This window comes from Streptomyces sp. ISL-100 (assembly GCF_018614615.1).
In the GTDB taxonomy this organism is placed as follows: Bacteria; Actinomycetota; Actinomycetes; order Streptomycetales; family Streptomycetaceae; genus Streptomyces.
Map to the genome: position 1 here is coordinate 20,609 of NZ_JAGGOK010000031.1, position 26,337 is coordinate 46,945.

At 69.5% G+C, this 26,337-nt stretch carries 23 protein-coding genes; 12 read left to right on the forward strand and 11 right to left on the reverse strand.

What is annotated here, in order from left to right:
- Position 1 precedes the first annotated feature (1 nt).
- Positions 2-1,273, forward strand: a complete 1,272-nt coding sequence (locus tag J7E89_RS14125; RefSeq protein WP_214973404.1) for an ABC transporter substrate-binding protein — start codon at positions 2-4, stop codon at positions 1,271-1,273.
- A 77-nt stretch (positions 1,274-1,350) separates the two neighbouring features.
- Here J7E89_RS14125 and pssA read toward each other — a convergent pair whose 3' ends face one another.
- The 9 genes from pssA to J7E89_RS14170 form a co-directional block, all read right to left on the reverse strand.
- A complete protein-coding gene (gene pssA / locus J7E89_RS14130; protein WP_251060537.1) occupies positions 1,351-2,205 on the reverse strand; it encodes a CDP-diacylglycerol--serine O-phosphatidyltransferase in 855 nt (284 codons plus the stop codon).
- Positions 2,192-2,848, reverse strand: a complete 657-nt coding sequence (locus tag J7E89_RS14135; RefSeq protein WP_214973406.1) for a phosphatidylserine decarboxylase — start codon at positions 2,846-2,848, stop codon at positions 2,192-2,194. The genes pssA and J7E89_RS14135 overlap by 14 nt, the downstream gene beginning before the upstream one ends.
- 181 nt (positions 2,849-3,029) lie before the next feature.
- Positions 3,030-4,235 carry an acyl-CoA dehydrogenase family protein gene (locus tag J7E89_RS14140; RefSeq protein ID WP_214973408.1) on the reverse strand — a complete coding sequence of 402 codons (1,206 nt, stop codon included), beginning with the start codon at positions 4,233-4,235 and terminating at the stop codon, positions 3,030-3,032.
- A gap of 2 nt (positions 4,236-4,237) precedes the next feature.
- Positions 4,238-4,750 carry a MaoC family dehydratase gene (locus tag J7E89_RS14145; protein ID WP_214973410.1) on the reverse strand — a complete coding sequence of 171 codons (513 nt, stop codon included), beginning with the start codon at positions 4,748-4,750 and terminating at the stop codon, positions 4,238-4,240.
- Between the two features lie 2 nt (positions 4,751-4,752).
- Positions 4,753-5,727 carry a CoA ester lyase gene (locus J7E89_RS14150; protein ID WP_214973412.1) on the reverse strand — a complete coding sequence of 325 codons (975 nt, stop codon included), beginning with the start codon at positions 5,725-5,727 and terminating at the stop codon, positions 4,753-4,755.
- Positions 5,724-7,745 carry a protein meaA gene (locus J7E89_RS14155; RefSeq protein WP_214973414.1) on the reverse strand — a complete coding sequence of 674 codons (2,022 nt, stop codon included), beginning with the start codon at positions 7,743-7,745 and terminating at the stop codon, positions 5,724-5,726. Before J7E89_RS14155 ends, J7E89_RS14150 begins: the two co-directional genes overlap by 4 nt.
- Positions 7,745-9,082: a crotonyl-CoA carboxylase/reductase gene (gene ccrA, locus J7E89_RS14160; protein ID WP_214973415.1), complete on the reverse strand. Its 1,338-nt coding sequence runs from the start codon at positions 9,080-9,082 to the stop codon at positions 7,745-7,747. The genes J7E89_RS14155 and ccrA overlap by 1 nt, the downstream gene beginning before the upstream one ends.
- A 411-nt stretch (positions 9,083-9,493) precedes the next feature.
- Complete coding sequence (locus J7E89_RS14165) at positions 9,494-10,354, reverse strand: TetR family transcriptional regulator (RefSeq protein ID WP_214973652.1); 861 nt, start codon at positions 10,352-10,354, stop codon at positions 9,494-9,496.
- 79 nt (positions 10,355-10,433) lie between these two features.
- A complete protein-coding gene (locus J7E89_RS14170) occupies positions 10,434-12,215 on the reverse strand; it encodes a 3-hydroxyacyl-CoA dehydrogenase family protein (RefSeq protein ID WP_214973416.1) in 1,782 nt (593 codons plus the stop codon).
- Between the two features lie 312 nt (positions 12,216-12,527).
- Between J7E89_RS14170 and J7E89_RS14175 the strand changes: the two genes are divergently transcribed.
- Positions 12,528-13,094 carry an adenylosuccinate lyase gene (locus J7E89_RS14175; protein ID WP_214973417.1) on the forward strand — a complete coding sequence of 189 codons (567 nt, stop codon included), beginning with the start codon at positions 12,528-12,530 and terminating at the stop codon, positions 13,092-13,094.
- On the opposite strand, the gene J7E89_RS14180 is transcribed toward J7E89_RS14175, so the two are convergent.
- Complete coding sequence (locus J7E89_RS14180; protein WP_214973418.1) at positions 13,043-13,474, reverse strand: GNAT family N-acetyltransferase; 432 nt, start codon at positions 13,472-13,474, stop codon at positions 13,043-13,045. The genes J7E89_RS14175 and J7E89_RS14180 overlap by 52 nt on opposite strands.
- 131 nt (positions 13,475-13,605) lie before the next feature.
- On the opposite strand from J7E89_RS14180, the gene J7E89_RS14185 reads away from it, so the two are divergent.
- Both J7E89_RS14185 and J7E89_RS14190 read left to right on the forward strand, forming a co-directional pair.
- Complete coding sequence (locus J7E89_RS14185; RefSeq protein WP_214973419.1) at positions 13,606-14,223, forward strand: TetR/AcrR family transcriptional regulator; 618 nt, start codon at positions 13,606-13,608, stop codon at positions 14,221-14,223.
- Between the two features lie 24 nt (positions 14,224-14,247).
- Positions 14,248-14,889 carry a class I SAM-dependent methyltransferase gene (locus J7E89_RS14190; RefSeq protein ID WP_251060538.1) on the forward strand — a complete coding sequence of 214 codons (642 nt, stop codon included), beginning with the start codon at positions 14,248-14,250 and terminating at the stop codon, positions 14,887-14,889.
- A 33-nt stretch (positions 14,890-14,922) separates the two neighbouring features.
- Here the strand turns inward: J7E89_RS14190 and J7E89_RS14195 are convergent, their stop codons facing one another.
- Entirely contained in the window at positions 14,923-15,951 is a 1,029-nt protein-coding gene (locus J7E89_RS14195) for an Rv2578c family radical SAM protein (RefSeq protein WP_214973422.1), read from the reverse strand.
- A 154-nt stretch (positions 15,952-16,105) separates the two neighbouring features.
- On the opposite strand from J7E89_RS14195, the gene J7E89_RS14200 reads away from it, so the two are divergent.
- From J7E89_RS14200 to J7E89_RS14235, 8 genes are all read left to right on the forward strand, one after another.
- A complete protein-coding gene (locus J7E89_RS14200) occupies positions 16,106-16,549 on the forward strand; it encodes an SRPBCC family protein (protein ID WP_214973423.1) in 444 nt (147 codons plus the stop codon).
- Between the two features lie 197 nt (positions 16,550-16,746).
- Positions 16,747-19,146, forward strand: a complete 2,400-nt coding sequence (locus J7E89_RS14205) for an MFS transporter (protein ID WP_374196816.1) — start codon at positions 16,747-16,749, stop codon at positions 19,144-19,146.
- A gap of 137 nt (positions 19,147-19,283) precedes the next feature.
- Positions 19,284-21,734: a SpoIIE family protein phosphatase gene (locus J7E89_RS14210; protein ID WP_214973424.1), complete on the forward strand. Its 2,451-nt coding sequence runs from the start codon at positions 19,284-19,286 to the stop codon at positions 21,732-21,734.
- 28 nt (positions 21,735-21,762) lie between these two features.
- Positions 21,763-22,488 (forward strand): class I SAM-dependent methyltransferase, encoded by a 726-nt coding sequence (locus tag J7E89_RS14215; protein ID WP_214973425.1) that lies wholly within the window; start codon positions 21,763-21,765, stop codon positions 22,486-22,488.
- Between the two features lie 113 nt (positions 22,489-22,601).
- On the forward strand, positions 22,602-23,279 hold the full coding sequence (locus J7E89_RS14220; protein WP_214973427.1) for a class I SAM-dependent methyltransferase: 678 nt from the start codon (positions 22,602-22,604) through the stop codon (positions 23,277-23,279).
- Positions 23,280-23,330: 51 nt separating this feature from the next.
- Positions 23,331-24,005, forward strand: a complete 675-nt coding sequence (locus J7E89_RS14225; protein ID WP_214973430.1) for a 4'-phosphopantetheinyl transferase superfamily protein — start codon at positions 23,331-23,333, stop codon at positions 24,003-24,005.
- 126 nt (positions 24,006-24,131) lie between these two features.
- Positions 24,132-24,965: a M55 family metallopeptidase gene (locus J7E89_RS14230; RefSeq protein ID WP_214973432.1), complete on the forward strand. Its 834-nt coding sequence runs from the start codon at positions 24,132-24,134 to the stop codon at positions 24,963-24,965.
- The gene (locus tag J7E89_RS14235) at positions 24,958-26,322 is read left to right on the forward strand and encodes a M20/M25/M40 family metallo-hydrolase (protein WP_214973434.1); all 1,365 of its coding nucleotides are present in this window, start codon (positions 24,958-24,960) and stop codon (positions 26,320-26,322) included. The genes J7E89_RS14230 and J7E89_RS14235 overlap by 8 nt, the downstream gene beginning before the upstream one ends.
- Positions 26,323-26,337 lie beyond the last annotated feature (15 nt).

Here is a 26,337-nt window from a genome sequence, read left to right on the forward strand (position 1 = left end):
GATGACTACGCGCAACCAGATCACCAGGACCACCGCCGCCACGCTCGCGGCGCTGCTCGCGCTGACCGCGGCCGGGTGCAGCTCGAAGGCGAAGGAGAAGAAGGACGACGAGGCGGGGGCCGGCGGTGTCAAGACCGGTCAGGGCGTCACGGACAAGACAATCAAGCTCGGTGTACTGACCGACATGACCGGCGTCTACGCCTCACTCGGCAAGAGCGTCACCCAGGCCCAGCAGCTGTACGCCAAGCAGACCAACGCCGACGGCGGCATCTGCGGCCGGAAGGTCGAACTCGTGGTGCGCGACCACGGCTACGACCCGCAGAAGGCCGTCTCCGGCTACACCGAGCTGTCGCCGCAGGTCCTCGGCTTCGCCCAGTTCATCGGCTCGCCCTTCGTGGCCGCCGTCAAGCAGCGCATCGACGGCCAGGACAAGGGCCTGGTCATCCCGCAGGCCTGGTCGGCCTCGCTGCTGGGCAGCCCGTACATCCGCGTCATAGGCAATACGTACGACGTCGAGACCATCAACGCCATCGACTTCCTGACGAAGGACAAGGGCCTCAAGAAGGGCGACAAGATCGGCCACGTCTACTTCGAGGGCGACTACGGCGAGAACGCGCTGGCCGGGGCGAAGTACGCGGCCGAGAAGGCGGGGCTCACCGTCGTCGAGCAGAAGATCAAGCCGACCGACAACGACATGACGGCCCAGGTCGCGGCGCTCAAGAAGGCCGGCGTCAAGGGGGTTGTCATCAGCGCGGGACCGCGCCAGGCGGCCTCGTTCGTCGGGGTCGCGGCGGCGGTCAAGCTCCAGGTGCCGATCATCGGCAACAACTCGGCCTTCTCCCCGCAGCTGCTCGCCACCCAGGCCGGACCGGCGCTGACGAAGAACTACTACGTCGCCAACCCCACCGAGCCCATCGGCACGGACACCCCGGCCGCCAAGAAGCTCGTCGCCGACTACAAGGCGGCGTACCCCTCGGACGCGCTCGACAACGGCGTGGTGGCCGGCTGGACGGCCGTCTCGGTCTTCGGCGAGGCGCTGAAGAAGGCGTGTACGTCGAAGGATCTGACCCGGGAGGGCGTCGACAAGGCCCTGCTGACCATCAACGCGTACGACTCGGGCTTCGGCACCACGCACGACTTCACCGACCCGAAGGCGCCCTCCTCGCGCCAGACGGTCATCCTGCGGCCGGACGAGAAGGTGACCGGCGGCACGAAGGTGGTGCGGGAAGCGGAGATCTCGGAAGCCGCCAAGAGCTTCACCGTCGGCGGCTGACAGGCACGGCACAGGGAAACGAGTGAGGGCCCCGGGGCAGCTGCCCCGGGGCCCTCACTCGTACGTACGCCGGACGCTTACGGCAGCTGCGCCGCGCGCGCCTCGCGCCGGTTGTCGCGGAACGTGTTCACGCGCCGCGCGGTCGCGAAGAGCGGGATGACCGCGCCCATGACCACCTGGAGCGCACAGCCGGTGGCGAGGAGGACCTGGCCGCCGGGAGCGTCGAACGCCCACGCAGCCAGCAGCCCCATCGCGCCCACGATCCAGGCGAGCATGGCCACCGCGAGGACACCCCGCGGTTTCGGGTACTCGACCCGGCTCACCATCAGCCACGCGACGCCGATGATGGCGAGCAGGGTGGGGATGAAGGGGAGCTCGAGCAGGACGATCGAGACGACCGTCAGCGCACCGAAGGGGCTCGGCATGCCCTGGAACATGCCGTCCTTCAGCGTCACGCAGGAGAATCTGGCGAGCCTCAGGACCACCGCCAGCAGCACCACGATCGCCGCCAGCGCCGAAACGCGCTGGTGGGCGTCGTCCGCGACCATTCCGTACACCAGCACGAAGTAGGCCGGGGCGAGCCCGAAGCTGATCAGGTCGGAGAGGTTGTCCAGCTCCGCACCCATCGGCGAGCTGCGCAGCTTGCGCGCCACGAGCCCGTCGCAGAGGTCGAAGATCGCCGCGAGGAGCATCAGGATCACGGCGGTCGCGGCGCTGTGCCGCGCCATGCCGGTCTCCGCGCTGCCCTGGAGGTGCGGGATGAGGATTCCGGTGGTGGTGAAGTACACCGCCATGAATCCGCAGGTGGCGTTGCCGAGAGTGAGGGTGTCCGCTATTGACAGCCGCAGAGAGAGCGGCATGTCCTCGGCGTCGGCCTCTTCCTCGACGTCCGGCACCCAGCCGGCCTGAGTCTCAGGATCAGTCACGGTCAATTCGAGTCACCCCCGCGGTGGTGACCTGGCCGACCTCGACATCGACCTCGACACCCTCGGGGAGGTAGATGTCGACGCGCGAACCGAACCGGATCAGGCCGATGCGCTCGCCCTGCTCGACCTTCGTACCCTGCGGGATGTACGGGACGATGCGGCGGGCGACGGCGCCGGCGATCTGGATCATCTCGATGTCACCGAGCTCGGTGTCGAAGTGCCAGACAACGCGCTCGTTGTTCTCGCTCTCCTTGTTGAACGCCGGAACGAACCCACCGGGGATGTGCTCGACCGACGTCACCGTGCCCGCGAGCGGGGCACGGTTGACGTGGACGTTCAGCGGGCTCATGAAGATCGCGACGCGGGTACGTCCGTCCTTCCACGGCATGATGCTCTGCACCACTCCGTCGGCCGGGGAGATGACCCGGCCCTGAGTGATCTCGCGCTCGGGGTCGCGGAAGAACCACAGCATGCCCGCCGCGAGCGCGGTGGTGGGCACGGCGACGGCAGCCCAGCGGCCGGACTTGCGAGCCCGGACGAGGCTGAGCGCCGCAGTGGCGACGGTCGGCAGAAGCCACGGCGATGCTCCGCGAGCAAGGCGTCCATTGAGGAGGCCGTCGCGTGGTGCAGAGGTTTGGCTGTGGGGCATGGATGACCTTCGTAGCGGATGATGCCGCGCTGGCAACAGGGGGACGGCGGCTTATCGGCGATGGTAGCGGTTGCGGGGCGCAACTGGGCAAGCCAGAAGCCGAGTCGGACGGCCGGAAGCCGACGGCAAAAGCTGCCAGGGTGTGATCTTTTTCGCGGTGATTTAACCGCAAAAGGTGCAATCAGCCCTGGAATCGGTACTCCTCGAGGAGTCGCCGGCCGATGATCATTTTCTGGATCTCGGCGGTACCTTCACCGATGAGCAGCATCGGCGCCTCGCGGTAGAGACGCTCGATCTCGTACTCCTTCGAGAACCCGTAACCACCATGGATACGGAAGGCGTCCTCGACGACTTCCTTGCAGTATTCGGAGGCGAGGTACTTCGCCATCCCTGCCTCTAGGTCGTTTCGTTCCCCGGAGTCCTTTTTGCGTGCTGCGTTAACCATCATCGCATGCGCGGCCTCGACCTTGGTAGCCATGTCGGCCAGCTTGAACTGAATCGCCTGGTGCTGAGCGATCGGCTTGCCGAAAGTGTGACGTTGCTGGGCATACGAGACACCCAATTCGAACGCACGCTGTGCTACGCCGCAGCCACGCGCCGCCACATTGACGCGGCCGACCTCGACGCCGTCCATCATTTGGTAAAACCCTCGGCCGGTTGTCCCACCGAGTACACGATTGGCCGGAATGCGCAGTCCGTCCATGATCAGTTCGGTGGTGTCGACGCCCTTGTAGCCCATCTTGTCGATCTTCCCGGGGATGGTCAGGCCGGGACGCACCTCACCGAAGCCCGGCTCCTTCTCCACCAGGAAGGTCGTCATCTGCTTGTGCGGGGGCGAGCCCTCGGGGAGACCCTCGTCACTGCGGCACAGGACCGCGACGAGCGTGGACGAGCCGCCGTTCGTCAGCCACATCTTCTGGCCGTTCAGGACGTACTCGTCGCCGTCCTTCACGCCCTTGGACGTGATCGCCGACACGTCGGAACCGAGCGCCGGCTCCGACATCGAGAACGCGCCCCGCACCTCGCCCAGCGCCATGCGCGGCAGGAAGGTGTCCTTCTGCTCCTGGGTGCCGTGCTGCTTGAGCATGTACGCCACGATGAAGTGGGTGTTGATGATCCCGGAGACGCTCATCCAGCCACGAGCTATCTCTTCGACACACAGCGCGTATGTGAGAAGGGACTCACCCAGGCCGCCGTACTCCTCGGGGATCATCAGCCCGAAGAGTCCGAGCTCCTTGAGGCCCTCGACGATCTCCGTCGGGTACTCGTCGCGGTGCTCCAGCTCGGTCGCGACGGGGAGAATCTCCTTGTCGACGAAGTTCCTGACCGTGGCCAGGATTTCCTGCTGGATGTCGGTCAGACCGGCGGTCTGGGCGAGACGGGCCATGATTACTTCCCCTGCACCTTCGGCTCCGGGCGGCCGGGCTGCTCGCCGCCGCGCTCCTTGATGTACGTCTCGGTCGGGACCATCACCTTGCGCCGGAACACGCAGACGACGGTGCCGTCCTGCTTGTAGCCCTTGGTCTCGACGTAGACGATCCCGCGGTCGTTCTTGGACTTCGACGGCGTCTTGTCGAGGACGGTGGTCTCGCCGTAGATCGTGTCGCCGTGGAAGGTCGGCGCGATGTGCTTGAGCGACTCGACCTCCAGGTTGGCGATGGCCTTCCCGGACACGTCCGGCACGGACATGCCCAGCAGCAGCGAGTAGATGTAGTTGCCGACGACGACGTTCTTGCCGAAGTCGGTCGTCTTCTCGGCGTAGTTGCTGTCCATGTGCAGCGGGTGGTGGTTCATGGTCAGCAGGCAGAAGAGGTGGTCGTCGTACTCCGTGACCGTCTTTCCGGGCCAGTGCTTGTAGACCGCGCCGATCTCGAACTCTTCGTAAGTGCGTCCGAACTGCATGATCAGGCCTCCGGGGCTTCGAACTTGGAGGTGCGCTGCATACCGGCCGCGCGTCCCTTGCCGGAGATGACGAGCGCCATCTTGCGGCTGGCCTCGTCGATCATCTCGTCACCGAGCATCGCGGAGCCCTTCTTGCCGCCGGCCTCGGACGTGCACCACTCGTACGCGTCGAGAATCATCTCCGCGTGGTCGTAGTCCTCCTGAGAGGGCGAGAACACCTCGTTGGCCGCGTCGACCTGACCGGGGTGCAGCACCCACTTGCCGTCGAAGCCCAGCGCCGCCGCACGGCCCGCGACCTCGCGGTACGCGTCCACGTCACGGATCTGGAGGAAGGGACCGTCGATCGCCTGGAGGTCGTGCGTACGGGCCGCCATCAGGATGCGCATCAGGATGTAGTGGTACGCGTCGGCGCCGTAGCCGGGGGGCTGCATGCCGACGACCAGGGTCTTCATGTTGATGGAGGCCATGAAGTCCGCCGGGCCGAAGATGATCGTCTCAAGGCGGGGGGAGGCGGCGGCGATCTCGTCGACGTTCACCAGGCCCTTCGCGTTCTCGATCTGCGCCTCGATGCCGATCTTGCCGACCTCGAAGCCCATCGTCTTCTCGATCTGGGTGAGGAGGAGGTCGAGCGCGACGACCTGCTGGGCGTCCTGGACCTTCGGCAGCATGATGCAGTCGAGGTTCGGTCCCGCGCCCTCGACGACCGTGATGACATCGCGGTACGTCCAGCGAGTCGTCCAGTCGTTGACCCGCACGACCCGGGTCTTGCCCGTCCAGTCACCGTTGTTCAGCGCGTCGACGATGGTGTGCCGGGCGCCTTCCTTGGCGAGCGGCGCGCACGCGTCCTCCAGGTCCAGGAAGACCTGATCGGCCGGCAGGCCCTGGGCCTTCTCCAGAAAGCGCGGGTTCGAGCCAGGAACTGCGAGGCAGGAGCGGCGCGGGCGCAGCCGGTTCACGGCGGGCGTGGGCGTGGTCATGCGGAGACCTCCAGAGGGTCGAGCTTGTTCGCTTTCCGGATCTCGTCGACGATACGGCCGATGATCTCCGTGATACCGAAGTCCTTAGGGGTGAAAACTGCGGCCACTCCGGCAGCCCGCAGCTGCTCGGCGTCCGCCGGCGGAATGATCCCGCCCGCGATCACCGGAATGTCGGCTGCGCCGGCGTCTCGAAGGCGTACGAGAACGTCCGGCACCAGCTCGGCGTGCGAGCCGGACAGGATCGACAGACCGACGCAGTGCACGTCCTCCGCGAGGGCGGCGCTCACGATCTGCTCGGGCGTCAGCCTGATGCCCTGATAGACCACCTCGAAGCCCGCATCGCGTGCTCGTACAGCGATCTGCTCGGCGCCGTTGGAATGCCCGTCCAGGCCCGGCTTGCCGACCAGCAGGCGCAGCCGCCCCGAGCCGAGCTCGTCGGCCGTACGGGACACCTTCTCCCGTACGTACGCGAGCGGCGTACCCGCCTCGGCGGTGACCGCGACCGGGGCACTGCTCACGCCCGTCGGCGCGCGGAACTCGCCGAAGACGTCCCGCAGCGCCCAGGACCACTCGCCGGTGGTGACGCCCGCACGGGCGCACTCGACGGTGGGGCTCATCAGGTTCTCGGTGCCCGCCGCGGCCTTCTTGAGGGCCGCCAGGGCCTCGGACGCGCGGGCCTCGTCGCGGTTGTCGCGCCACTCGTGGAGCTTGGCGACGACGCGGGCCTCGTTGGCAGGGTCGACCGTCATGATCGCGCCGTCGAGGTCCGCGGTGAGCGGGCTGGGCGCGGTCGACTCGTAGCAGTTGACGCCGACGATCTTCTCGTCGCCGGACTCGATGCGGGCGCGGCGCTCCGCGTGCGAGGAGACCAGCTGCGACTTGAGGTAGCCGGACTCGACGGCGGCCATCGCGCCGCCCATCTCCTCGATGCGATCCATCTCGGCGAAGGACTCGGCGACCAGCGCCTCCACCTTGGCCTCGATGACGTGCGACCCGGCGAAGATGTCCTCGTACTCCAGCAGATCACTCTCCAGTGCGAGCACCTGCTGTATGCGCAGCGACCACTGCTGGTCCCAGGGGCGGGGCAGACCCAGCGCCTCGTTCCAGGCGGGGAGCTGCACGGCGCGGGCGCGGGCGTCCTTGGAGAGGGTGACGGCCAGCATTTCGAGGACGATGCGCTGGACGTTGTTCTCCGGCTGCGCCTCGGTCAGCCCGAGCGAGTTGACCTGCACGCCGTAGCGGAAGCGGCGCTGCTTCTCGCTTTCGATGCCGTACCGCTCGCGGGTGACCTTGTCCCAGATGCGGCCGAAGGCGCGCATCTTGCACATCTCCTCGACGAAGCGGACGCCCGCGTTGACGAAGAAGGAGATACGGGCGACGACGTCCCCGAACTTCTCCGGCAGAACCTGACCGCTGTCCCGTACGGCGTCGAGGACGGCGATGGCCGTGCTCATCGCGTACGCGATCTCCTGGACCGGCGTGGCGCCGGCTTCCTGGAGGTGGTAGCTGCAGATGTTGATCGGGTTCCACTTGGGGATGTGGTTCACCGTGTAGGTGATCATGTCCGTCGTCAGGCGCAGGCTGGGCACCGGCGGGAAGACGTGCGTCCCGCGCGACAGGTACTCCTTGACGATGTCGTTCTGCGTCGTCCCCTGGAGCTTGGTGATGGCCTCCTTGTCGAGACCTTGCTCCTCCGCGACCACCTGGTACATCGCCAGCAGCCACATGGCCGTCGCGTTGATGGTCATCGAGGTGTTCATCTGCTCCAGGGGGATGTCCTGGAACAGCCGCCGCATGTCACCGAGATGGGACACCGGGACCCCGACCCGGCCGACCTCGCCGCGGGCGAGGATGTGGTCGGGGTCGTAGCCGGTCTGCGTCGGAAGGTCGAACGCGACCGACAGGCCGGTCTGGCCCTTGGCGAGGTTGTTGCGGTACAGCTCGTTGGACGCCTCGGCGGTCGAGTGACCGGCGTACGTCCGCATGAGCCAGGGCCGGTCCTTCCGACGCTCACCCATCAGATGTTCCGGAAGCGGTTGATCGCGTCGATGTGCTGCTCACGAAGCTCGTGGTTACGCACACCGAGGCCCTCGCGGGGCGCCAGCGCCAGCACGCCGACCTTGCCCTGGTGGAGGTTGCGGTGCACGTCGTACGCGGCCTGCCCGGTGTCCTCCAGCGAGTACACCTTCGAGAGCGTCGGGTGGATCTTGCCCTTGGCGATCAGGCGGTTGGCCTCCCACGCCTCGCGGTAGTTCGCGAAGTGCGAGCCGATGATCCGCTTGAGCGACATCCACAGGTAGCGGTTGTCGTACTCGTGCATGTAGCCCGAGGTCGAGGCGCAGGTGGTGATGGTGCCGCCCTTGCGGGTGACGTAGACGCTCGCGCCGAAGGTCTCGCGGCCGGGGTGCTCGAAGACGATGTCGATGTCCTCGCCGCCGGTGAGTTCGCGGATGCGCTTGCCGAAGCGCTTCCACTCCTTGGGGTCCTGGGTGTGCTCGTCCTTCCAGAACTTGTAGCCCTCGGCGTTGCGGTCGATGATCGCCTCGGCGCCCATCGCGCGGCAGATGTCCGCCTTCTGGTCGCTGGAGACGACACAGATCGGGTTTGCGCCACCGGCGAGCGCGAACTGGGTGGCGTACGAACCGAGTCCGCCGCTCGCGCCCCAGATCAGGACGTTGTCGCCCTGCTTCATGCCGGCGCCGTTGCGCGAGACGAGCTGGCGGTACGCCGTCGAGTTGACCAGGCCGGGGGCCGCGGCCTCCTCCCAGCTGAGGTGGTCGGGCTTCGGCATCAGCTGGTTGGACTTGACGAGCGCGATCTCGGCGAGACCGCCGAAGTTCGTCTCGAAGCCCCAGATGCGCTGCTCGGGGTCGAGCATCGTGTCGTTGTGGCCGTCGGACGACTCCAGCTCGACGGACAGGCAGTGCGCGACGACCTCGTCACCGGGCTTCCAGGCATTCACGCCGGGGCCGGTGCGCAGGACGACGCCCGCGAGGTCGGAGCCGATGACGTGGTACGGGAGGTCGTGGCGCTTGCTGAGGTCGCTGAGCTTGCCGTACCGCTCCAGGAAGCCGAAGGTCGAGACCGGCTCGAAGATCGAGGTCCAGACGGAGTTGTAGTTGACCGAGCTGGCCATGACCGCCACGAGGGCCTCGCCCGGCCCGAGCTCGGGCACCGGCACGTCCTCCACGTGGAGGGACTTGCGCGGGTCCTTGTCCCGGCTGGCGACGCCGGAGAACATCTCGGCCTCGTCCTTGTGCACGGTCACCGCGCGGTACGACTCGGGGATGGACAGGGCTGCGATGTCTGCGGCCGTACTGTCCTGCGACTGGATCGCGTCCAGGATTTCCTTCACGGGGTGCCTCCGGCGAAGCGCGTTCCGAGGGGAACGCTTTTGAGGGGAACGTCGGGGTGCTGCTGTGGAGGGGTGCCGTCGGTTCGGCGGTGTTGCGAGTGTTCTGGCAGCGCGGGTAGCGCGGGAGGTTGCCTGTGACGCAGGCGCCCGGGCGCACAAACACGTGGTTTGCGGGGACAGCCGGCGTACGAGAGGTCTCTGCACGCCGGCCGCCCGGACAACATCAACGTATGACACCCCGTGCCACGTGACAAGACACTGAGTGCCAACAATTTCTCTCAGTTGTCACCTCGCCGTCACATGTGAGCGATGATCGATCGATTTGGATTCATCAGAGCACGCAAAGACGCCGCCCGCCTCCCGGAAGTCCGGGGGCGGGCGGCGTCTGGGACCGGCGGAAAAGCGGCCTGGTCAGCTCTGCTTGAGTGCTCGCTCGATCGTACGCATGACCTCGTCCAGGGGCGCGTCCGTGCGGGCCACGGTCACCAGCACGTCGCCGCTCACCGAGGCCGAGGCCGAGGCTGAACTCGAACCCGACGGCGCCGGCTTCTGGCGGTCCGCCGAGCGGCCCGCCCCGATGCCCGTACCGAAGGTGTCGCGGACGATCGCGAACGCGTGGTCCAGCTGTGCCTCCACGTCGCCCTGGCCGCCCGCCCGCAGCCAGCGCCGCAGTACATGGTTGTGCGCCGTCACGACGGCCGACGCGGCCACCTCCGCCAGCAGCGGGTCGTCGTTGTCGTCATGGTGGTCGTGCTCGTCGAAATGGCCCAGCAGATAGCGCGTGAACAGCCGCTCGTAGCGGGCCACGGAGGCGATCTCCGCCTCGCGGAGGGTCGGGACCTCGCGGGTGAGCTTGTAGCGGGCGACGGAGACCGCGGGGGAGGCCGCGTACATCCGCATGACTTCCTTGATGCCCCGGCAGACGGTGTCCAGCGGGTGCTCGTGCGGGGACGCGGCGTTCAGCACCGCTTCCGCGCGCACGAGCGTGTCGTCGTGGTCCGGGAAGATCGCCTCTTCCTTGGAACGGAAGTGCCGGAAGAAGGTCCGCCGCGCGACCCCGCCCGCGGCGGCGATCTCGTCGACCGTCGTCGCTTCGTACCCCTTGGTCGCGAACAGCTCCATCGCCGCGGCCGACAGTTCACGGCGCATCTTGAGCCGCTGAGCGGCTGCGCGGCTGCCTGCCGCGCTTTCAGGGGCTTCGGAAGCGGAGCTGGTACGGGACGGTCGTCGGGGGGAGTCAGCGGGCTGGGACATGCCCCGAACGTACTGCATCCCCGCAGGAGAGCGCGCCTGTGGGTGCGGGCTGCCGTCCGGCTCCAGCAGCCCGCCCCATCCGGTCACACCCTCCTGCTCAGCGCCCGGCATACTCCCGGAAGCCGCGTCCCGTCTTGCGGCCGAGGCACCCCGCGGCCACCAGGTGTTCGAGCAGCGGGGCCGGCGCCAGGCCCGGGTCGCGGAACTCGCTGTGCAGAACCTTCTGGATGGCGAGGGAGACATCCAGGCCCACGACGTCGAGGAGCTGGAAGGGACCCATCGGGTAGCCGCCGCCCAGCTTCATCGCGGCGTCGATGTCGTCGAGCGACGCGTAGTGCTGCTCGACCATCTTGACCGCGTTGTTCAGGTACGGGAAGAGCAGCGCGTTCACGATGAATCCGGCGCGGTCGCCGCAGTCCACGGGGTGCTTGCGGATCTTGACGCACACCTCGCGGACGGTCGCGTGGACGGCGTCCGAGGTGAGGACGGTACGGACGACCTCGACCAGCTTCATCGCGGGCGCCGGGTTGAAGAAGTGCATCCCGATGACGTCCTGCGGGCGCGAGGTGGCGCGGGCGCAGGCGACGACGGGCAGCGAGGACGTGGTCGTGGCGAGCACCGCGCCCGGCTTGCAGACCTTGTCGAGCGTCGCGAAGAGCTGCTGCTTGACCTCCAGGTCCTCCGCGACCGCCTCGACCGCCAGGTCGACGTCGGCGAACGCGTCGAGCGAGCCGGCGGGGCTGACCCTTGCCAGCGTCTCGTCGCGCGCCTCGGCCGTCATCCGGCCCTTGTCGACAGAGCGGGAAAGGGACTTGGCGATACGGGCCTTCGCCTTGTCCGCCTTCTCCTGGCTCCGGGCCGCGAGCACCACGTCGTAACCGGCCTTCGCGAAGACCTCCGCGATGCCGGACGCCATGGTCCCGGATCCGGCGACGCCCACGGACCGCACCGGCAGCCCAGCGGTCACGCCGGCGCTCTCCAGCGGGGTGAGCGCGTCGCGCACCACGGTGTGGCTGCCGGGCGCCTCGTACGTGTAGAAGCCGCGGCCCGACTTGTGGCCGCTCAGGCCCGCCTCGCTGAGCTGCTTCAGGATGGGGGCGGGGGCGTGCAGCCGGTCGTGGGACTCGGCGTACATCGCGTCCAGGACGGTACGGGCCGTGTCGATGCCGATCAGGTCGAGCAGGGCGAGCGGGCCCATCGGCAGACCGCATCCCAGCCGCATCGCGGCGTCGATGTCCTCGCGGGAGGCGTACTTCGCCTCGTACATCGCGGCGGCCTGGTTGAGGTAGCCGAAGAGCAGGCCGTCGGCGACGAAACCGGGCCGGTCGCCGACCGCGACCGGCTCCTTGCCGAGGTCGCGGGCGAGCGTGGTGACGGCCTCGACGGCCTGCGGCGCGGTGAGCACCGAGGAGACGATCTCGACCAGCTTCATCGCGGGCGCCGGGTTGAAGAAGTGCATGCCGAGGACGCGCTCGGGGTGCGCGGAGTCGGCGGCGAGGCGGGTCACGGACAGCGCGTTCGTGCCGGTCGCCAGGACCGTGGTGGGGCGCACGATGGTGTCGAGGGCGCGGAAGACCTGCTGCTTGGCCTCGTACGACTCGTGAACGACCTCGATCACGAGATCGGCGTCGGCTGCCGCCTGGAGGTCGGAGAAGGTACGGAAACGGGCGAGGATGTCGCGCCGCTCCTCGGCGGTGATCCGCTCCCGCTCCACTGCTCGGGCGGTGGAGGCTTCGAGCGAGGCGACGGCCAGCCTGGCGGCCTCCTCGCTGATGTCGATGCCGATGACTTCACGGCCGGCGCGGGCCAGGACCTCGGCTATGCCGGTGCCCATGGTGCCGAGACCGACGACGGCGACGGTACTGAGAGGGGTGTCCATCACGGGACTCCAGAGAATGAGGTGACGACTGAGGGGCGCACGGCGCAAAGAAGTCGCGTGCGGAGTGCGTACGAAATACGCAGAGCAGGTCGAGCTGCGGGGGCGGGGCCGACGGACTCTGTCCCGGAGTCACGTCGCGGAAGAAAACACCGAACCGACAAAGCACTCGGGGCGGCTGCGTCACCAGGCCGCCAAGAGGTGATCATTCAGCGGGGGGTAGCCCGCTCACTTGAGGTTAACCGGCGAGTAACGAGCGCGCCAGCCCTGGCGGGATGTGATCTAGGACGCCTGTGCGGTGCATACCCTTGCCGCATGGATGAGGAGCTGCGGTCACTCGCCGGCCGGGTGCGGGGAGAGGCGGAGGATCCGGTGGCGTACGAGCGGCTGCTCGCCACCGAGGACCGGGACGAACTGGCCCGGGTCCTCACCGAGACCGAACGGCCCCTGTGGGCGCGGGAGATGGCCGCCTTCCGCCTGGGCTGCGCGGGGGACCGGCGGGCATTCGAGACGCTGGTGCTGCTGCTGAACCACCGCGATCCACAGCGGTGCGTCACCGCGGCGTACGCGCTGGCGCGGCTGCGCGACCCGCGCACGGCCCGCGCCGCGGCGGCGCTCGCCACAAACTCCCTTCGCACGGCGTACGCGCTGCACCCGGTGCGGCTGCTCACCGAGCTCCGGGCGCCGGAGACCGTACCGGCGCTGATCACCACACTGCGCGGCCTGCTTGCCCCGACGAACCCCCACTGGCGGGTGGCGCTCGCGTGCGTCGAGGGTCTGGGGCAGCTGCGGGACGCGCGGGCGCGGCCGGTGCTGGAAGCGGCGCTGGATCATCCGCGGCTGGTCGCCGCCGCGTCCGCCGCGCTCAGCCGCCTCGCGTAGCGCGTCTCGGGGACGGCGACGCCGTGCACGTCGAAGGGCGCCTCGGCTCCGTCGGGCGCGAAACCGGCCTTCTCGTAGAAGCGGCGGGCGCGGGCATTTTCGGTGAGGACCCACAGGAGCATGCGCGGGTGGCCGTCGGCGGCGGCGCGGGCCAGGAGCTCGGCGGTGAGGGCGCGGCCGGCGCCGGTGCGGTGGTGCTCCGGCAGGACGTAGAGGGCGTAGAGCTCGGCGTCGGCGGTCGGGCTGTCCTCCTCGCGGTACGCCCCGTAGCAGCCCCAGCCGATGACCTGCCCGTCGCGCTCGGCGACGACGTCGCGGCCCGCGCCGTCGCCCTGGGCGAGACACGCGCGGCGCCGGGCGGCGTCCTCCTCGACGCTCATCGCGTCGAGGTGCCCTGACGGGCAGGAGGCGCTCGTGGACGTTGAAGGCCGACATCAGCGCTGCCATGGGAACTCCCGGAGTCCGGTTTTGGAGGGACCTCTCTAATAAATTGGAGGGTACTCTCCAGAACATGGCCAGGCCAACCCGGTACGACACTCCACTGCTTCTCGACGCTGCCGTGCGCCTCGCGGCGGAGGGCGGCCCTTCCGCCGTCACCATGGCCGCGGTGGCCAAGGCCGTCGGCGCCCCGAGCGGCTCCGTCTATCACCGCTTCCCGTCCCGGACCGCGCTGCTGGCCGAGGTGTGGCTGCGTACGGTCGAGAGATTCCAGGAGGGATACGTCGCGGTGCTCACCGCGTCCGGCGACGACCCCAGGGCAGCCGCCGTCGCCGCCTCGCGCCATGTGGTGGCGTGGAGCCGTACCAACCGGGACGAGACCGCGCTGCTGTTGCACGGCCCCGAGGCCTTCGGCAAGGACGACTGGGCCCCGGAGCAGACGGATCGCGCTGACGCCGGCAACCGCCGGGTCTTCGGGGAGATCGCCGCTCTCGGGGCCGCTCTGGGCGCATCCCGCCCTGCCGAGACCGAGCGCATCGCCCTCGCGCTCATCGACCTGCCACTCGCGCTGGTACGCCGTCATGTGCGCGGCGGTGAGGGCCTGCCCGCACACGCGGAACAACTGGCCGCGGACAGTACGGCCTTGCTGCTGTCGGATCTGCCCGATTCGGCGGTGCGCGCCGGGGCTTGATGCCCCCGTGGCATGCTGGCCTCTATGGGTGATCATGCGCAGCACAACTCTGTACGGCGCAGCTATGACACCGTGGCCGAGGAGTACGCGGCCCGGTTGCACGACGAGCTCGCCGGGAAGCCGCTCGACCGGGCGCTCCTTGCCTCGCTCCTGGAGCAGACAAAATCAGGGACCGCGATCGCCGACCTCGGCTGTGGCCCCGGGCACGTGGCGGCCTGGCTCGCCGAGAAGGGCGCGCGTACGGTCGGGATCGATCTGTCCGCAGGCATGGTCGAGGCCGGCCGGCGCCGGTTCGCACAGGTGGAGTTCCGGGAAGGTGACCTGCTGGAACTTCCCGCCAAGGACGGCGAGTTCGGCTCCGCCGTAGCCTTCTACACGATCATCCACCTCGATCCCGATGACCTGCAACGCGCCTTCGAGGAAGCGCGGCGGGTGCTGCGCCCCGCCGGGCTTCTCCTCCTCTCCTTCCACATCGGTGAGGAGGTCCGGCACCTGGACGAGTGGTGGGGGCATGACGTGGACGTCGACTTCCGCTTCCTCGATCCCGCGCACATCACCGGACTCCTCGAAGTGGCCGGCTTCACCGTGGAGATGCGCATGGAACGCACCCACTACGCCCACGAGGCCCGGACCCGCCGGGCCTATCTCCTGGCCCGCCGCACCTGACGCCGCCTGACGCCGCCTGACGTCACTGTCGCGTCAGAGGAGCGTGAGCTGCGTCGGGCCGGGGGGATCCGGTTCGACGGCCGTCGCGGTGCGCCGGAAGCTGCGAGGTCCCGACGGGCCTATGCCGAATTCCGTGGCCAGGTCGTGCACCTGGCGGGTGATGCGGCGCTGGTACCACTTCGGCGCGTACGCACCTTCCGCGTACAGCCGCTCGTACCGGCGGACCAGGTGCGGATGGCGCTCCCCGAGCCACGCCATGAACCACTCCCGCGCCCCCGGCCGCAGATGCAGCACGAGCGGGGTGACCGAAGTCGCGCCCGAGGCGGCGATCGCGCGGACGGTGGCGCGCAGTTGGTCGGGGGAGTCCCCGAGGAAGGGGATGACGGGGGCCATCAGCACGCCGCAGCCGATGCCGTGGTCGGTGAGGGTGCGTACGACGTCCAGACGGCGCTCGGGGGACGGCGTACCGGGCTCGACCGTGCGCCACAGCTCCTGGTCGGTGAAGCCGACGGACACCGAGATGCCGACGTCGGTGACCTCAGCGGCCTGCACCAGCAGGTCGAGGTCGCGCAGGATCAGCGTGCCCTTGGTCAGGATCGAGAAGGGGTTGGCGCGGTCGCGCAGGGCCGTGATGATGCCGGGCATGAGGCGGTAGCGGCCTTCCGCCCGCTGGTAGCAGTCGACGTTCGTGCCCATCGCGATGTGCGCGCCCTGCCAGCGGCTGGAGGCGAGCTGACCGCGCAGGAGCTCCGGCGCGTTGATCTTGACGATGATCTGCGAGTCGAAGTCCAGGCCGGTGTCGAGGTCCAGATAGGTGTGGGTCTTGCGCGCGAAACAGTAGACGCACGCGTGCGTGCAGCCCCGGTAGGGATTGACCGTCCATTCGAACGGCATGCGTGAAGCGCCCGGCACCCGGTTCACGATCGAGCGGGCGCGCACCTCGTGGAAGGTGATCCCCCGGAACTCGGGGGTGTCGAAGGTGCGAGTGGTCACCGCGTCCGTTCCGAAGAGCGCGGCTTCCCCGGTAGCGGCGGGGTTTTCGGCCAGATTGTTCCAGCGCATGTGCGCCTCCTCGGTAGCACTGACCACAGAATAGAACACACGTTCCCTTCATTGTCGCAGCCCCTTCTTTCTCGCAACCCCGATTTTGGGCGGCCGTACCCGAGGTGGTTGGGTAAGCCGCACCCTTGAAAACCCAAGTGCTGGAGGAACACGCATGGCGCAGGTCGAGGCCACCACGGAGCGGATCATCGCGGCGGATGCGGAGACGGTGTTCGACACGCTGGCCGACTACAGCGGCGCGCGCGAAAAGCTCCTGCCCGAGCACTTCTCCGAGTACGAGGTGCGCGAGGGCGGCGACGGTGAGGGCACCCTCGTCCACTGGAAGCTCCAGGCCACCAGCAAGCGCGTCCGCGACTGCCTGCTCGAGGTGACCGAGCCGACCGACGGTCAGCTCGTCGAGAAGGACCGCAACTCGTCCATGGTCACCACCTGGACCGTCACCCCGGCCGGTGAGGGCAAGTCGAAGGCCGTCGTCAGCACGGTGTGGAACGGCGCCGGGGGCATCGGCGGCTTCTTCGAGAAGACCTTCGCGCCCAAGGGTCTCGGCCGGATCTACGACGCCCTGCTCGCCAACCTCGCCGCCCAGGTGGAGAAGTAGCCGCAAGCGGTCCGTAGTAGTCCTTGGTAGTCCGTCACTGGTTCGAGTGGTCTTTCCGGCGCGCCGGTGGTACGCCGCAGGGCTCCCACCGGGGGTGAAGCCGCCCGCGTGCGCCGCTCGACTCGATCGCCCCGCTTGCTCCCAGTTGTCGCGTAATGCGAGAAATGGGCGGCGCGGGGCGACGAGGGGAGCGGTACGTGGGCGGGATCACTCTGGTGAAGACGGACGCGGCAGGCGGCGCCGTTGGGGCACCACCGCCCCACGTCCAACTCCCCGCCGCCGGAAGGGCCGAGGCTCGGCCCCTCAGCCCCGGCCGGGTCCGGCTGGTGTTCTTCGGGCTGATGCTCGCGCTGCTCCTCGCGGCGCTGGAGCAGATGATCGTCGCCACCGCCCTCCCGAAGATCGTCGGTGAACTCCAGGGCCTGGACCGGATGTCGTGGGCGGTCACCGCCTATCTGCTGACGGCAACGATCGGCCTTCCCCTCTACGGGAAACTGGGCGACCTCTTCGGCCGTAAAGGCATCTTCCAGTTCGCGATCGTCGTATTCGTCGCCGGCTCGGCGCTGGCCGGCTGGTCCCGCACCATGGACCAGCTCATCGCCTTCCGCGCCCTCCAGGGCGTCGGCGCCGGCGGGATCATGATCGGCGTCCAGGCGATCATCGCCGACATCGTGCCGCCCAGGGACCGCGGCCGCTTCATGGGCCTCATCGGCGCCGCCTTCGGCCTCGCGTCGGTGGCGGGACCGCTACTCGGCGGCTTCTTCACCGACCACGCGTCCTGGCGCTGGTGCTTCTACATCAACGTCCCGTTCGGGCTGGTCACCATGGCCGTCGTCGGCGTCGTACTGAAGCTCCCGAAGCCGGACGTACGGCCGCGACTGGACGTACTCGGTGCGCTGTTGCTCGCCGCCGCCTCCACCTGCCTTGTGCTGCTGACCAGTTGGGGCGGTACGGAGCACGCCTGGGACTCGCGGGTCATTCTCGGCCTCGCCACCGGCGCTGCCGGAACGACTCTGCTGTTCATCGTCGTCGAAAGCTGCACGTCCGAACCGCTCATGCCGCTGCGGCTGTTCCGCGACTCCGTCTTCACCATCACCAGCCTTGTCGGCGCGGTCGTCGGCATCGCGCTTTTTGGTGCCGCCGGCTACCTGCCGACGTTCCTCCAGATGGTCGGCGGCGTCAGCGCCACCGAATCCGGACTGCTGATGCTGCCGATGATGGGCGGGGTGGTCATCGCCTCGGTCGTCTCGGGGCACCTCATCAGCCGCACCGGCCGCTACCGCATTTACCCGGTCGTCGGCAGCGCGTGCTCGGTGGTCGGCATGTGGCTGCTGTCCCGCCTGGAGGCCGACACCTCCCAACTGCACTACAGCATCTGGATGGGATTGCTCGGCGTCGGCATCGGACTCGTCATGCCGGTGCTCGTCCTCGCCGTCCAGAACTCCGTGCCTCCGGCCGACCTCGGCACCGCCACCAGCGCCAACAACTACTTCCGGCAGGTCGGCGGCAGCGTCGGTGCCGCTGTCTTCGGCACCCTCTTCGCGAACCGGCTCGCGGACGCGCTCGCCGAACGGCTGCCCGCGGGCGCGGGCCTCCCCGATCCGGCGTCCATCACCCCGCAGCTCGTGCACGCCATGGAGCCCGCGCTGCGCGACGCCTACATCGAGGCGTACGCGGTGGCCATGCCGCGGATCTTCCTCTACCTCGTGCCGGTGCTCGTACTCGGCCTGCTCATCGCCTGCTTCCTCAAGGAGAAACCGCTGGTGTCCTACAACGCCCCCGCAGCCGAGACCTCCGCGATCCCCGCGGCCCGCACCGCCGCCACCGCCCCGTACCTGTCGGGCGTCCCCGTCTGCGGCACCGTCCAGCACCACGACGGCAGCGTCGTGCCGCGCGCCGCCCTCACCCTCATCGACGTATCCGGACGGCAGGTCGGGCGCGGTGCGAGCGGCGACGACGGGCGGTACGCGCTGAGTGTGGCCGGATCCGGGTCGTACGTGATGATCGCGGCGGCCGGCGGGCACCAGCCGCAGGCCGTCACCGTCACCGTCGGCGAACGCCCCGTCGAGCTCGACGTGGTGCTCGGCGGCGCGGGGCGGCTCGCCGGGACCGTGCACACCGCGGACGGGACGCCGGTGCGGGACGCCGCCGTGACGCTCACCGACGTACGGGGAGAGGTCGTCGCCTCGACGCGCAGCGGGCGCGAGGGCGGGTATGTGATCACGGAACTGGTGGCGGGCGAGTACACCCTGGCCGGCAGCGCGCCCGCGTTCCGGCCCGCCGCGCTTCCGGTCAGCGTGCAGGCCTCGCGGGAGACCCGGCAGGACATCGAGCTGGCGGGCGGCGCGGTGCTGCGCGGCACCGTACGGGCGACCGGTGGCCGGCCCGTCGAGGACGCCCGGGTGACGCTGCTCGACGCCGGGGGCAATGTGGTCGACACGCTCACCACGGGACTCGACGGCACATTCCGCTTCGTCGATCTGTCGTCCGGCGAGTACACGGTGATCGCCGCGGGCTACCCGCCGGTCGCCACCGTGCTTCAGGTCGCGGGCGGCGGGCGTACCGAACGCGATCTCCAACTCGGCCACGAGGACTGACCTTTCACCGCATGCCAACGCCCCTTGTGCGCGGGCGCACGACCTATTGTGTTGTTGCCCCGCGCGGGGCGGCCCGCGGGCCCTACCTTGGTGGGCGAAGCCACAGAATCTTTCGGCGGGAAGGGAGCCTCCCACCCATGGACAGTGGCACTGGGCCCACGGCAGCGCGCGAGCGCGCGGCCACCGGCCGGATTCCGCTTGCCGTCGTCGTGGTGGACGGTGACGGGCTCGTGTCGCACTGGTCAACCGGGGCGCGGAGCTTGTTCGGTCCGGCTAGGGAAGAAGCCGTCGGACGGCTCGCCACCGACCTCATGCCGGTCTCCGGAGCCCTCGCCGACGACGCTGCCCATATGGCGGGCCGGGCCTACGAGTCCTATGAAGGGCTCGGCCCCGGCCTCGACGACACCCTGAGCGGCCTCACCTCCTGTCCCGCCGCCGGCCGCGCCACGCTCTTCGAGCCGGGGCGTGACCGGCTCGACGTGCTGTGGTGGGCGTATCCGCTGGTCGTACCCGGGCCTGAGCGGCTGCTCGTACTCGCGGCGGACGCGGGCCGGCTGGCGAGCGAGCACCGGGCCGAGGGGCGTGGCACCGAGCGGATCGTCCCCGGATTCGCCCTCCACACGGAGTTCCCGGGATCCGGCGAACTGGCCCGGCGGCTGCCCGAGATCCTGCCGAGCATGAGCGTCGGCGAGTCCGGCCGCATCGTCGCGCAGGTGCTTGAACTGGGCTATCCGGTCCTGGAGTTCAGCCACCACGACCGGGTGCCCGTCACGCCCGACTGGGGTGTGCCGAGGCGGGTGCGGCGCGGGGCCGGGCGGCCATCGGCGACACGGGACGCCGCAGAGCCCCTCGGCGTACCCACCGAGCAGGATCTCGACCTTGAGTACGCCGCCGTGCGCGAGCACCTCGAATTCCTCAACGAGGTGAGCGGGCGCATCGGTTCCTCGCTCGACCTCGCCCGTACGATCGGGGAAGTCGGCGCCGCCGTGGTGCCGCGCTTCACCGACGTCGCGGGCACCTACCTGCGTGAGCAGGTCATCGCGGGCGAGGGCTTCCCCGACGGGCCGCCGGACGCCGCCGCGATGTGGCACAGGGTCGCCGTCGAACACGTCGACGCGCCGGGGCGCTGGGACGATGTGGTGCCGGTCGGTGAATCCATGGTCTTTCCCGTGCACACACCGTTCTTCCAGTGCATGACGACCGGCGATCCGGTGCTCGTACCGAGGATCAGCGAGGAGATGGGCACCGCCATCGCCGCGCAGTTCGAGAAGCGCGACATCAGGCCGCTGATCAACGGGCGCTCCATGCTCGTCGTGCCGCTCAAGGCGCGCGATGTGGTGCTGGGCTTCATGATCCTGCTGCGCCACCCGGGGCGGGCCCTCTTCAACGACATGGACCGCGTCACCGGCGCCGAACTGGCCGCGCGTGCCGGGCTCGTGCTCGACAACGCCCGCATGTACACGTACCAGGAGAGCGTCGCCGATTCCCTCCAGACCAGCATGCTGCCGCGTGTCGCGCCGCGGATGGCCGGCTGCGACACGGCGACCCGCTATCTGCCGGGCACGCTGCTCGGGCGGGTCGGCGGCGACTGGTTCGACTCGGTCAAACTGCCCGGTTCGCGCACCGCGCTGGTGGTGGGCGACGTCATGGGACACGGACTCAACTCGGCGGCGATGATGGGCCAGTTGCGTACGGCCGTCCAGACCATGGCCGCCCTCGACCTGGCGCCCGAACAGCTCCTGCGCAACCTCGACGACCTGGCGCAACGGCTCGGCCCGCACTATCTGGCGACCTGTCTGTACGTCGTCTACGACCCGGTCCGAGGCGATCTGCTCCTCGCGAACGCCGGCCACATCCCGCCCGTCCTGGTGCGGGCCGCCGACGGGCGCAGCGAGCTGCTGGACCTTCCGGCGGGGGCCCCGATCGGGGTGGGCGGCGTGGCCTTCGAGTGCGTGCGGATGCCTGTGGAGCCGGGCGACCGGCTGGTGATGTGCACGGACGGTCTGGTGGAGGTGCGGGGCGAGGACATCGGCGTAGGACTGGCGGCGCTGTGCGAGTCGGCGGCGCATCCGGCGGCCTCGATGGACGACGCCTGCGACACGGTCATCCGGGCCCTGGCCGCGTCGGCCTGGAAAGAGGGCCGAGGAGGGCGCAAGGACGACGTGGCGCTGCTGATGGTCCGGCTCAACGGCATCGCGGAGCGGGACGTGGCCCAGTGGGAGCTGACGCTGGAGCCGCGCGAGGTGGGCCGGGCGCGGCGGCTGGTGCGGGGACAGTTAGCGGCATGGGGGCTCGAAAAGGCCGCGCAGAGTGCGGAGTTGCTGGTCAGCGAGATCGTCACCAACGCGGTGCGGCACGGGGAGACGCACACGGACAGCCGCCGCGGTGCCCTCCGGCTCGTACGGGGCGACGGGCTGCTCTGCGAGGTCACGGACGACGACGGGCACGCACTGCCGGCGCTGACGAGTGCGGGACCGGACGACGAGGCGGGGCGCGGTCTCGCCGTGGTCGACAGTGTGGCGCGGGAGTGGGGCGCGAACCGTACCGGGGAGGGTAAGACGGTGTGGTTCGAACTGGCGCTGGGATAGACCAACTTGTGCGGTGGGGAGCTGGAACATGAGTGTGACGAGCCGGTACAGGGACGCCTGGGAAGGGTTCTGGCGGGAGGCTCCGCACGAGCCGGGCGCGGTCTTCTGGGACGCGGAGCCCGCCCTCACCGTGGGGCTTCACCTCTCCCTCTTGGAGCCGTACCTGACAGAGTCCGCGCTGCCCGTGGTCGACCTCGGCTGCGGAAACGGCACTCAGACGCTCTTCCTCGCCGACCGGTTTCCCCGGGTGGCGGGTGTCGATCTGGCGGCGGCCGCGATCGAGCACGCCGAGCACCACGATCCGACCGGCCGGATCCGGTTCCAGCAGCTCGACGCGTCGGACGAGCCGGCCGTCCGGCGGCTGCACGCCGAGCTCGGCGACGCGCAGGTCTACATGCGCGGCGTACTGCACCAGTGCGAGCCGGCCGACCGGCAGCCGGTGGCCGACGCCGTCGCCCGGCTGGTGGGGGAGCGGGGCAGGGCGTTCGTGGTGGAACCGGCGGAGGCGGCGCGGGAGGTGCTGATGGGGCTGGCGCAGGGCCCGGACGGGCCGCCGCCCAAGATGCGGCCGGTGTTCGCACACGGCATCGCGCCGCTCGGGATGCGGGACGCCGAGGCGGCCGGGCACTTCCGGGCGGCGGGGCTCGCGGTACTGGCGAGCGGGGAGCTGCCGCTGATGACAACGGAGTACGGGACGGACGGGACACGCATCGAACTTCCGTCGAAGTGGCTGGTCGTCGGCCGTTCGGAGTGACGCCGGCGGTTCACGGGCCGGTCCTGGCGCGCTGAGCCGGGCGGCGCCGGTGCGGGGGCCCTACGCTGAGCCGGGCCCCGGTGCGGGGCGCCGGTGGAGCAGAGGGAGTAACGATGCCGGAGCAGGGCCGGGAGCTGGCCGACGCGCAGCGCGAGCACTGGCAGCGCACGTACGCCGACCATCCGCTGATGTACGGCGATGCTCCTTCCGCCGCCGCAGTCCATGCTGCCGCGGTGTTCTGCGTGGCGGGGGCGAAGGACGTACTGGAACTCGGGGCGGGGCACGGGCGCGACGCCCTGTACTTCGCCGGCTGCGGCTTCACCGTCCGGGCCACGGACTTCAGCCCGGCCGGACTCGATCAACTGACTGAGGGGGCAGAGGAGTTGGGCCTCGGCTCTTCGGTGAGCGTCATGGTTCACGATGTACGCAACCCGCTCCCGCTGCCGGACCGCTCTGTGGACGCCGTCTTCGCCCACATGCTGATGTGCATGGCGCTGTCGACCGCCGAGGTCCGTGACCTGGTGGGCGAGGTACGGCGGGTACTGCGGCCCGGCGGCACCTTCGTCTACACCGTCCGCCACACCGGCGACGCCCACTACGGGGCGGGCACCGTCCACGGCGACGACATTTTCGAGCAGGGCGGGTTCGCGGTGCACTTCTTCGACCGGGGGCTGGTCGACGCGCTGGCCGAGGGGTGGGAGCTCCGCGAGGTGCACGCCTTCGAGGAGGGCGACCTGCCGCGCCGCCTGTGGCGGATCACCCAGACGCTGCCGGGCGCGGGAGGGCGGTGAGCGGTGGACGATAAACTGCCCGGAGATTCAGCCGATGGGGGGCGGACGCACGTGTTGGACGGAATCTTGCCGGACTCGGTCGTGACCGTGGAGGTCTTCGGGAACGACGCGCCCTGGGACGCCGTGCTGTTTCCCGGGGAGCACGCATTCGTCGAGAAGGCGGTGGAGAAGCGGCGCCGGGAGTTCACCGTCGTACGGAGCTGCGCCCGCCGGGCGATGGAGAAGCTCGGCGTCCCGCCGCAGGCCGTCCTGCCGGGGGAGCGCGGAGCCCCGCTCTGGCCGGCCGGGGTGATCGGCAGCATGACGCACTGCGACGGCTACTGCGCCGCGGCGCTGGCGCCCGCCGGAGATCTCGAGGTGCTGGGCATCGACGCGGAGCCGCATCTGGCGCTGCCCGCGGGTGTCGAGAAAACGGTCACGCTGCCGGTCGAGCGGGAGCGGCTGCGGCGGCTGGCCTCGGACGACCCCACCGTGTGCTGGGACCGGCTGCTGTTCAGTGCCAAGGAGTCCGTCTACAAGGCGTGGTTTCCGGCGGCCAGGAAGTGGCTGGACTTCAGCGAGGCGGAGATCGAATTCTTCCCTGGCGACGGGGCCACGGGCGACCTCCGAGCCGTACTGCTCGTTCCGGGCCCGGTGCTCGCGGGCCGCCGCATCCGCTCGTTCGAGGGTCGCTGGGCCGTGCGCCACGGCCTGGTGACCACCGCCGTGACCGCGGCGCACGGCTGACGGGACCTCAGTAACAGGGGAACCGTGGGCCTGCTGCTGTGGTTCTGGCCTGGGCGTTCGTGGGCGCGTAACGTGACGCGGCATGAGCATGGACGTCAGGGCACGCGATGAGGGGACAGCTGATTCATGAAGATCCTCATCAGCGCCGACATGGAGGGCGCCACCGGTGTCACCTGGCCGGCCGATGTGCTGCCGGGCACGCCGCAGTGGGAGCGCTGCCGGTCCCTGTTCACCTCGGACGTGAACGCGGCCGTCCTCGGCTTCTTCGACGGGGGCGCCGACGAGGTGCTCATCAACGAGGCGCACTGGTCCATGCGCAACCTGTTCCTGGAGCAGCTCGACGAGCGCGCCGAGATGCTCACGGGCCGGCACAAATCACTCAGCATGGTCGAAGGCGTGCAGCACGGGGACGTGGACGGCATCGCGTTCGTCGGCTACCACACGGGCGCCGGCACCGAGGGCGTCCTCGCGCACACCTACCTCGCCAACTCCATCACGGGGGTGTGGATCAACGGCGAGCGCGCCAGCGAGGGCCTGCTCAACTCCCACGTCGTCGCGGAGTACGGGGTTCCGGTGGTGCTCGTCACCGGCGACGACCTGACTTGCGAGGACGCCAAGGGGTACGCGCCCGAGGCCCGCAAGGTCGCGGTCAAGGACTGCGTCTCGCGGTACGCCGCGGTGTGCCGCACCCCGGCCCGTACCGCCGCGGACATCAGGGCCGCCGCCAAGGAGGCAACCGCTCTGGCCGTACGTCACGAGCCGGTGCGCGGCGGATCGTTCACCGTGGAGCTGGAGTTCGACGCGGAGCACCTTTCAGGGGTCGCCACCGTGGTACCGGGGGTGGAGGCGACCGGAGAACGGCGTGTCGAGTACACCAGCGGAACGATGTATGAGGGCATTCGTACTTTCAAGGCCGTCACGACGATCGTCTCGGCCGCGGTGGAGGAGCAGTATGGCTGACAGACAGCCGGTCAACGGGGGAACGGTCAACGGGGGAACGATCGACGCGCTCGCGCTCGACGAGGTCGTGAGTTTCACGTCCGATCTCATCCGGATCGACACCACCAACCGCGGCGGCGGCGACTGCCGCGAGCGCCCGGCCGCCGAGTACGTCGCCGAGCGGCTCACCGACGCGGGCCTGGAGCCCGTGCTGCTCGAACGTACCCCCGGCCGGACCAACGTCGTCGCCAGGATCGCCGGCACCGACCCGTCCGCCGACGCGCTCCTCGTCCACGGTCACCTCGACGTCGTACCCGCCGAGCCCGCCGACTGGAGCGTGCACCCCTTCTCCGGGGAGGTCCGCGACGGAGTGGTCTGGGGCCGTGGCGCGATCGACATGAAGAACATGGACGCGATGGTCCTCGCGGTCGTACGGGCCTGGGCGCGCACCGGCACCAGGCCCCGCCGCGACATCGTGCTCGCCTTCACCGCAGACGAAGAGGCCAGCGCGGTCGACGGATCGGGCTTCCTCGCCGCAGACCATCCGGAGCTCTTCGAGGGCTGTACGGAAGGAATCAGCGAATCCGGCGCCTACACCTTCCACGCGGGCCCCGGCCTGGAGATCTACCCGATCGCCGCCGGTGAGCGGGGCACCGGCTGGCTCAAGCTCACCGGCATCGGCACGGCGGGCCACGGCTCCAAGGTCAACCGGGACAACGCGGTGAGCAGGCTGGCTGCCGCCATCGCGCGGATCGGCGAGTACGAATGGCCGGTGCGGCTCACCCCGACCGTCCGGGCCAGCCTCACCGAACTCGCCGCCCTGCACCACCTCGACGCACCGGACTTCGACGCGCCCGGCTTCGACGTGGACGCCCTCCTCAACAAGCTGGGCCCCGCCGCCGCGCTGGTCGAGGCGACCGTACGCGGCAGCGCCAACCCGACCATGCTGGACGCCGGTTACAAGGTCAACGTCATTCCGGGCCGGGCAACCGCCTACGTCGACGGGCGGTTCCTGCCCGGCGGCGAGGAGGAGTTCCGGCAGACCCTGGACCTGCTCACCGGGGACCAGGTGGACTGGGAGTTCCACCACAGGGAGACCGCCCTCGAGGCGCCGACCGACTCCCCGACGTACGCGAAACTGCGGGCGGCGGTGGAACACTTCGCCCCCGGCGGGCATGTCGTGCCGTACTGCATGTCGGGCGGCACGGACGCCAAGCAGTTCTCCCGGCTCGGCATCACCGGCTACGGCTTCTCCCCGCTCAAGCTGCCCGTCGACTTCGACTACCAGGCGCTCTTCCACGGCGTGGACGAACGTGTACCGGTCGAGGCCCTCCACTTCGGCGTGCGGGTGCTCGATCATTACCTGAAGACCGCCTAGCAGTGACCAGCAGGC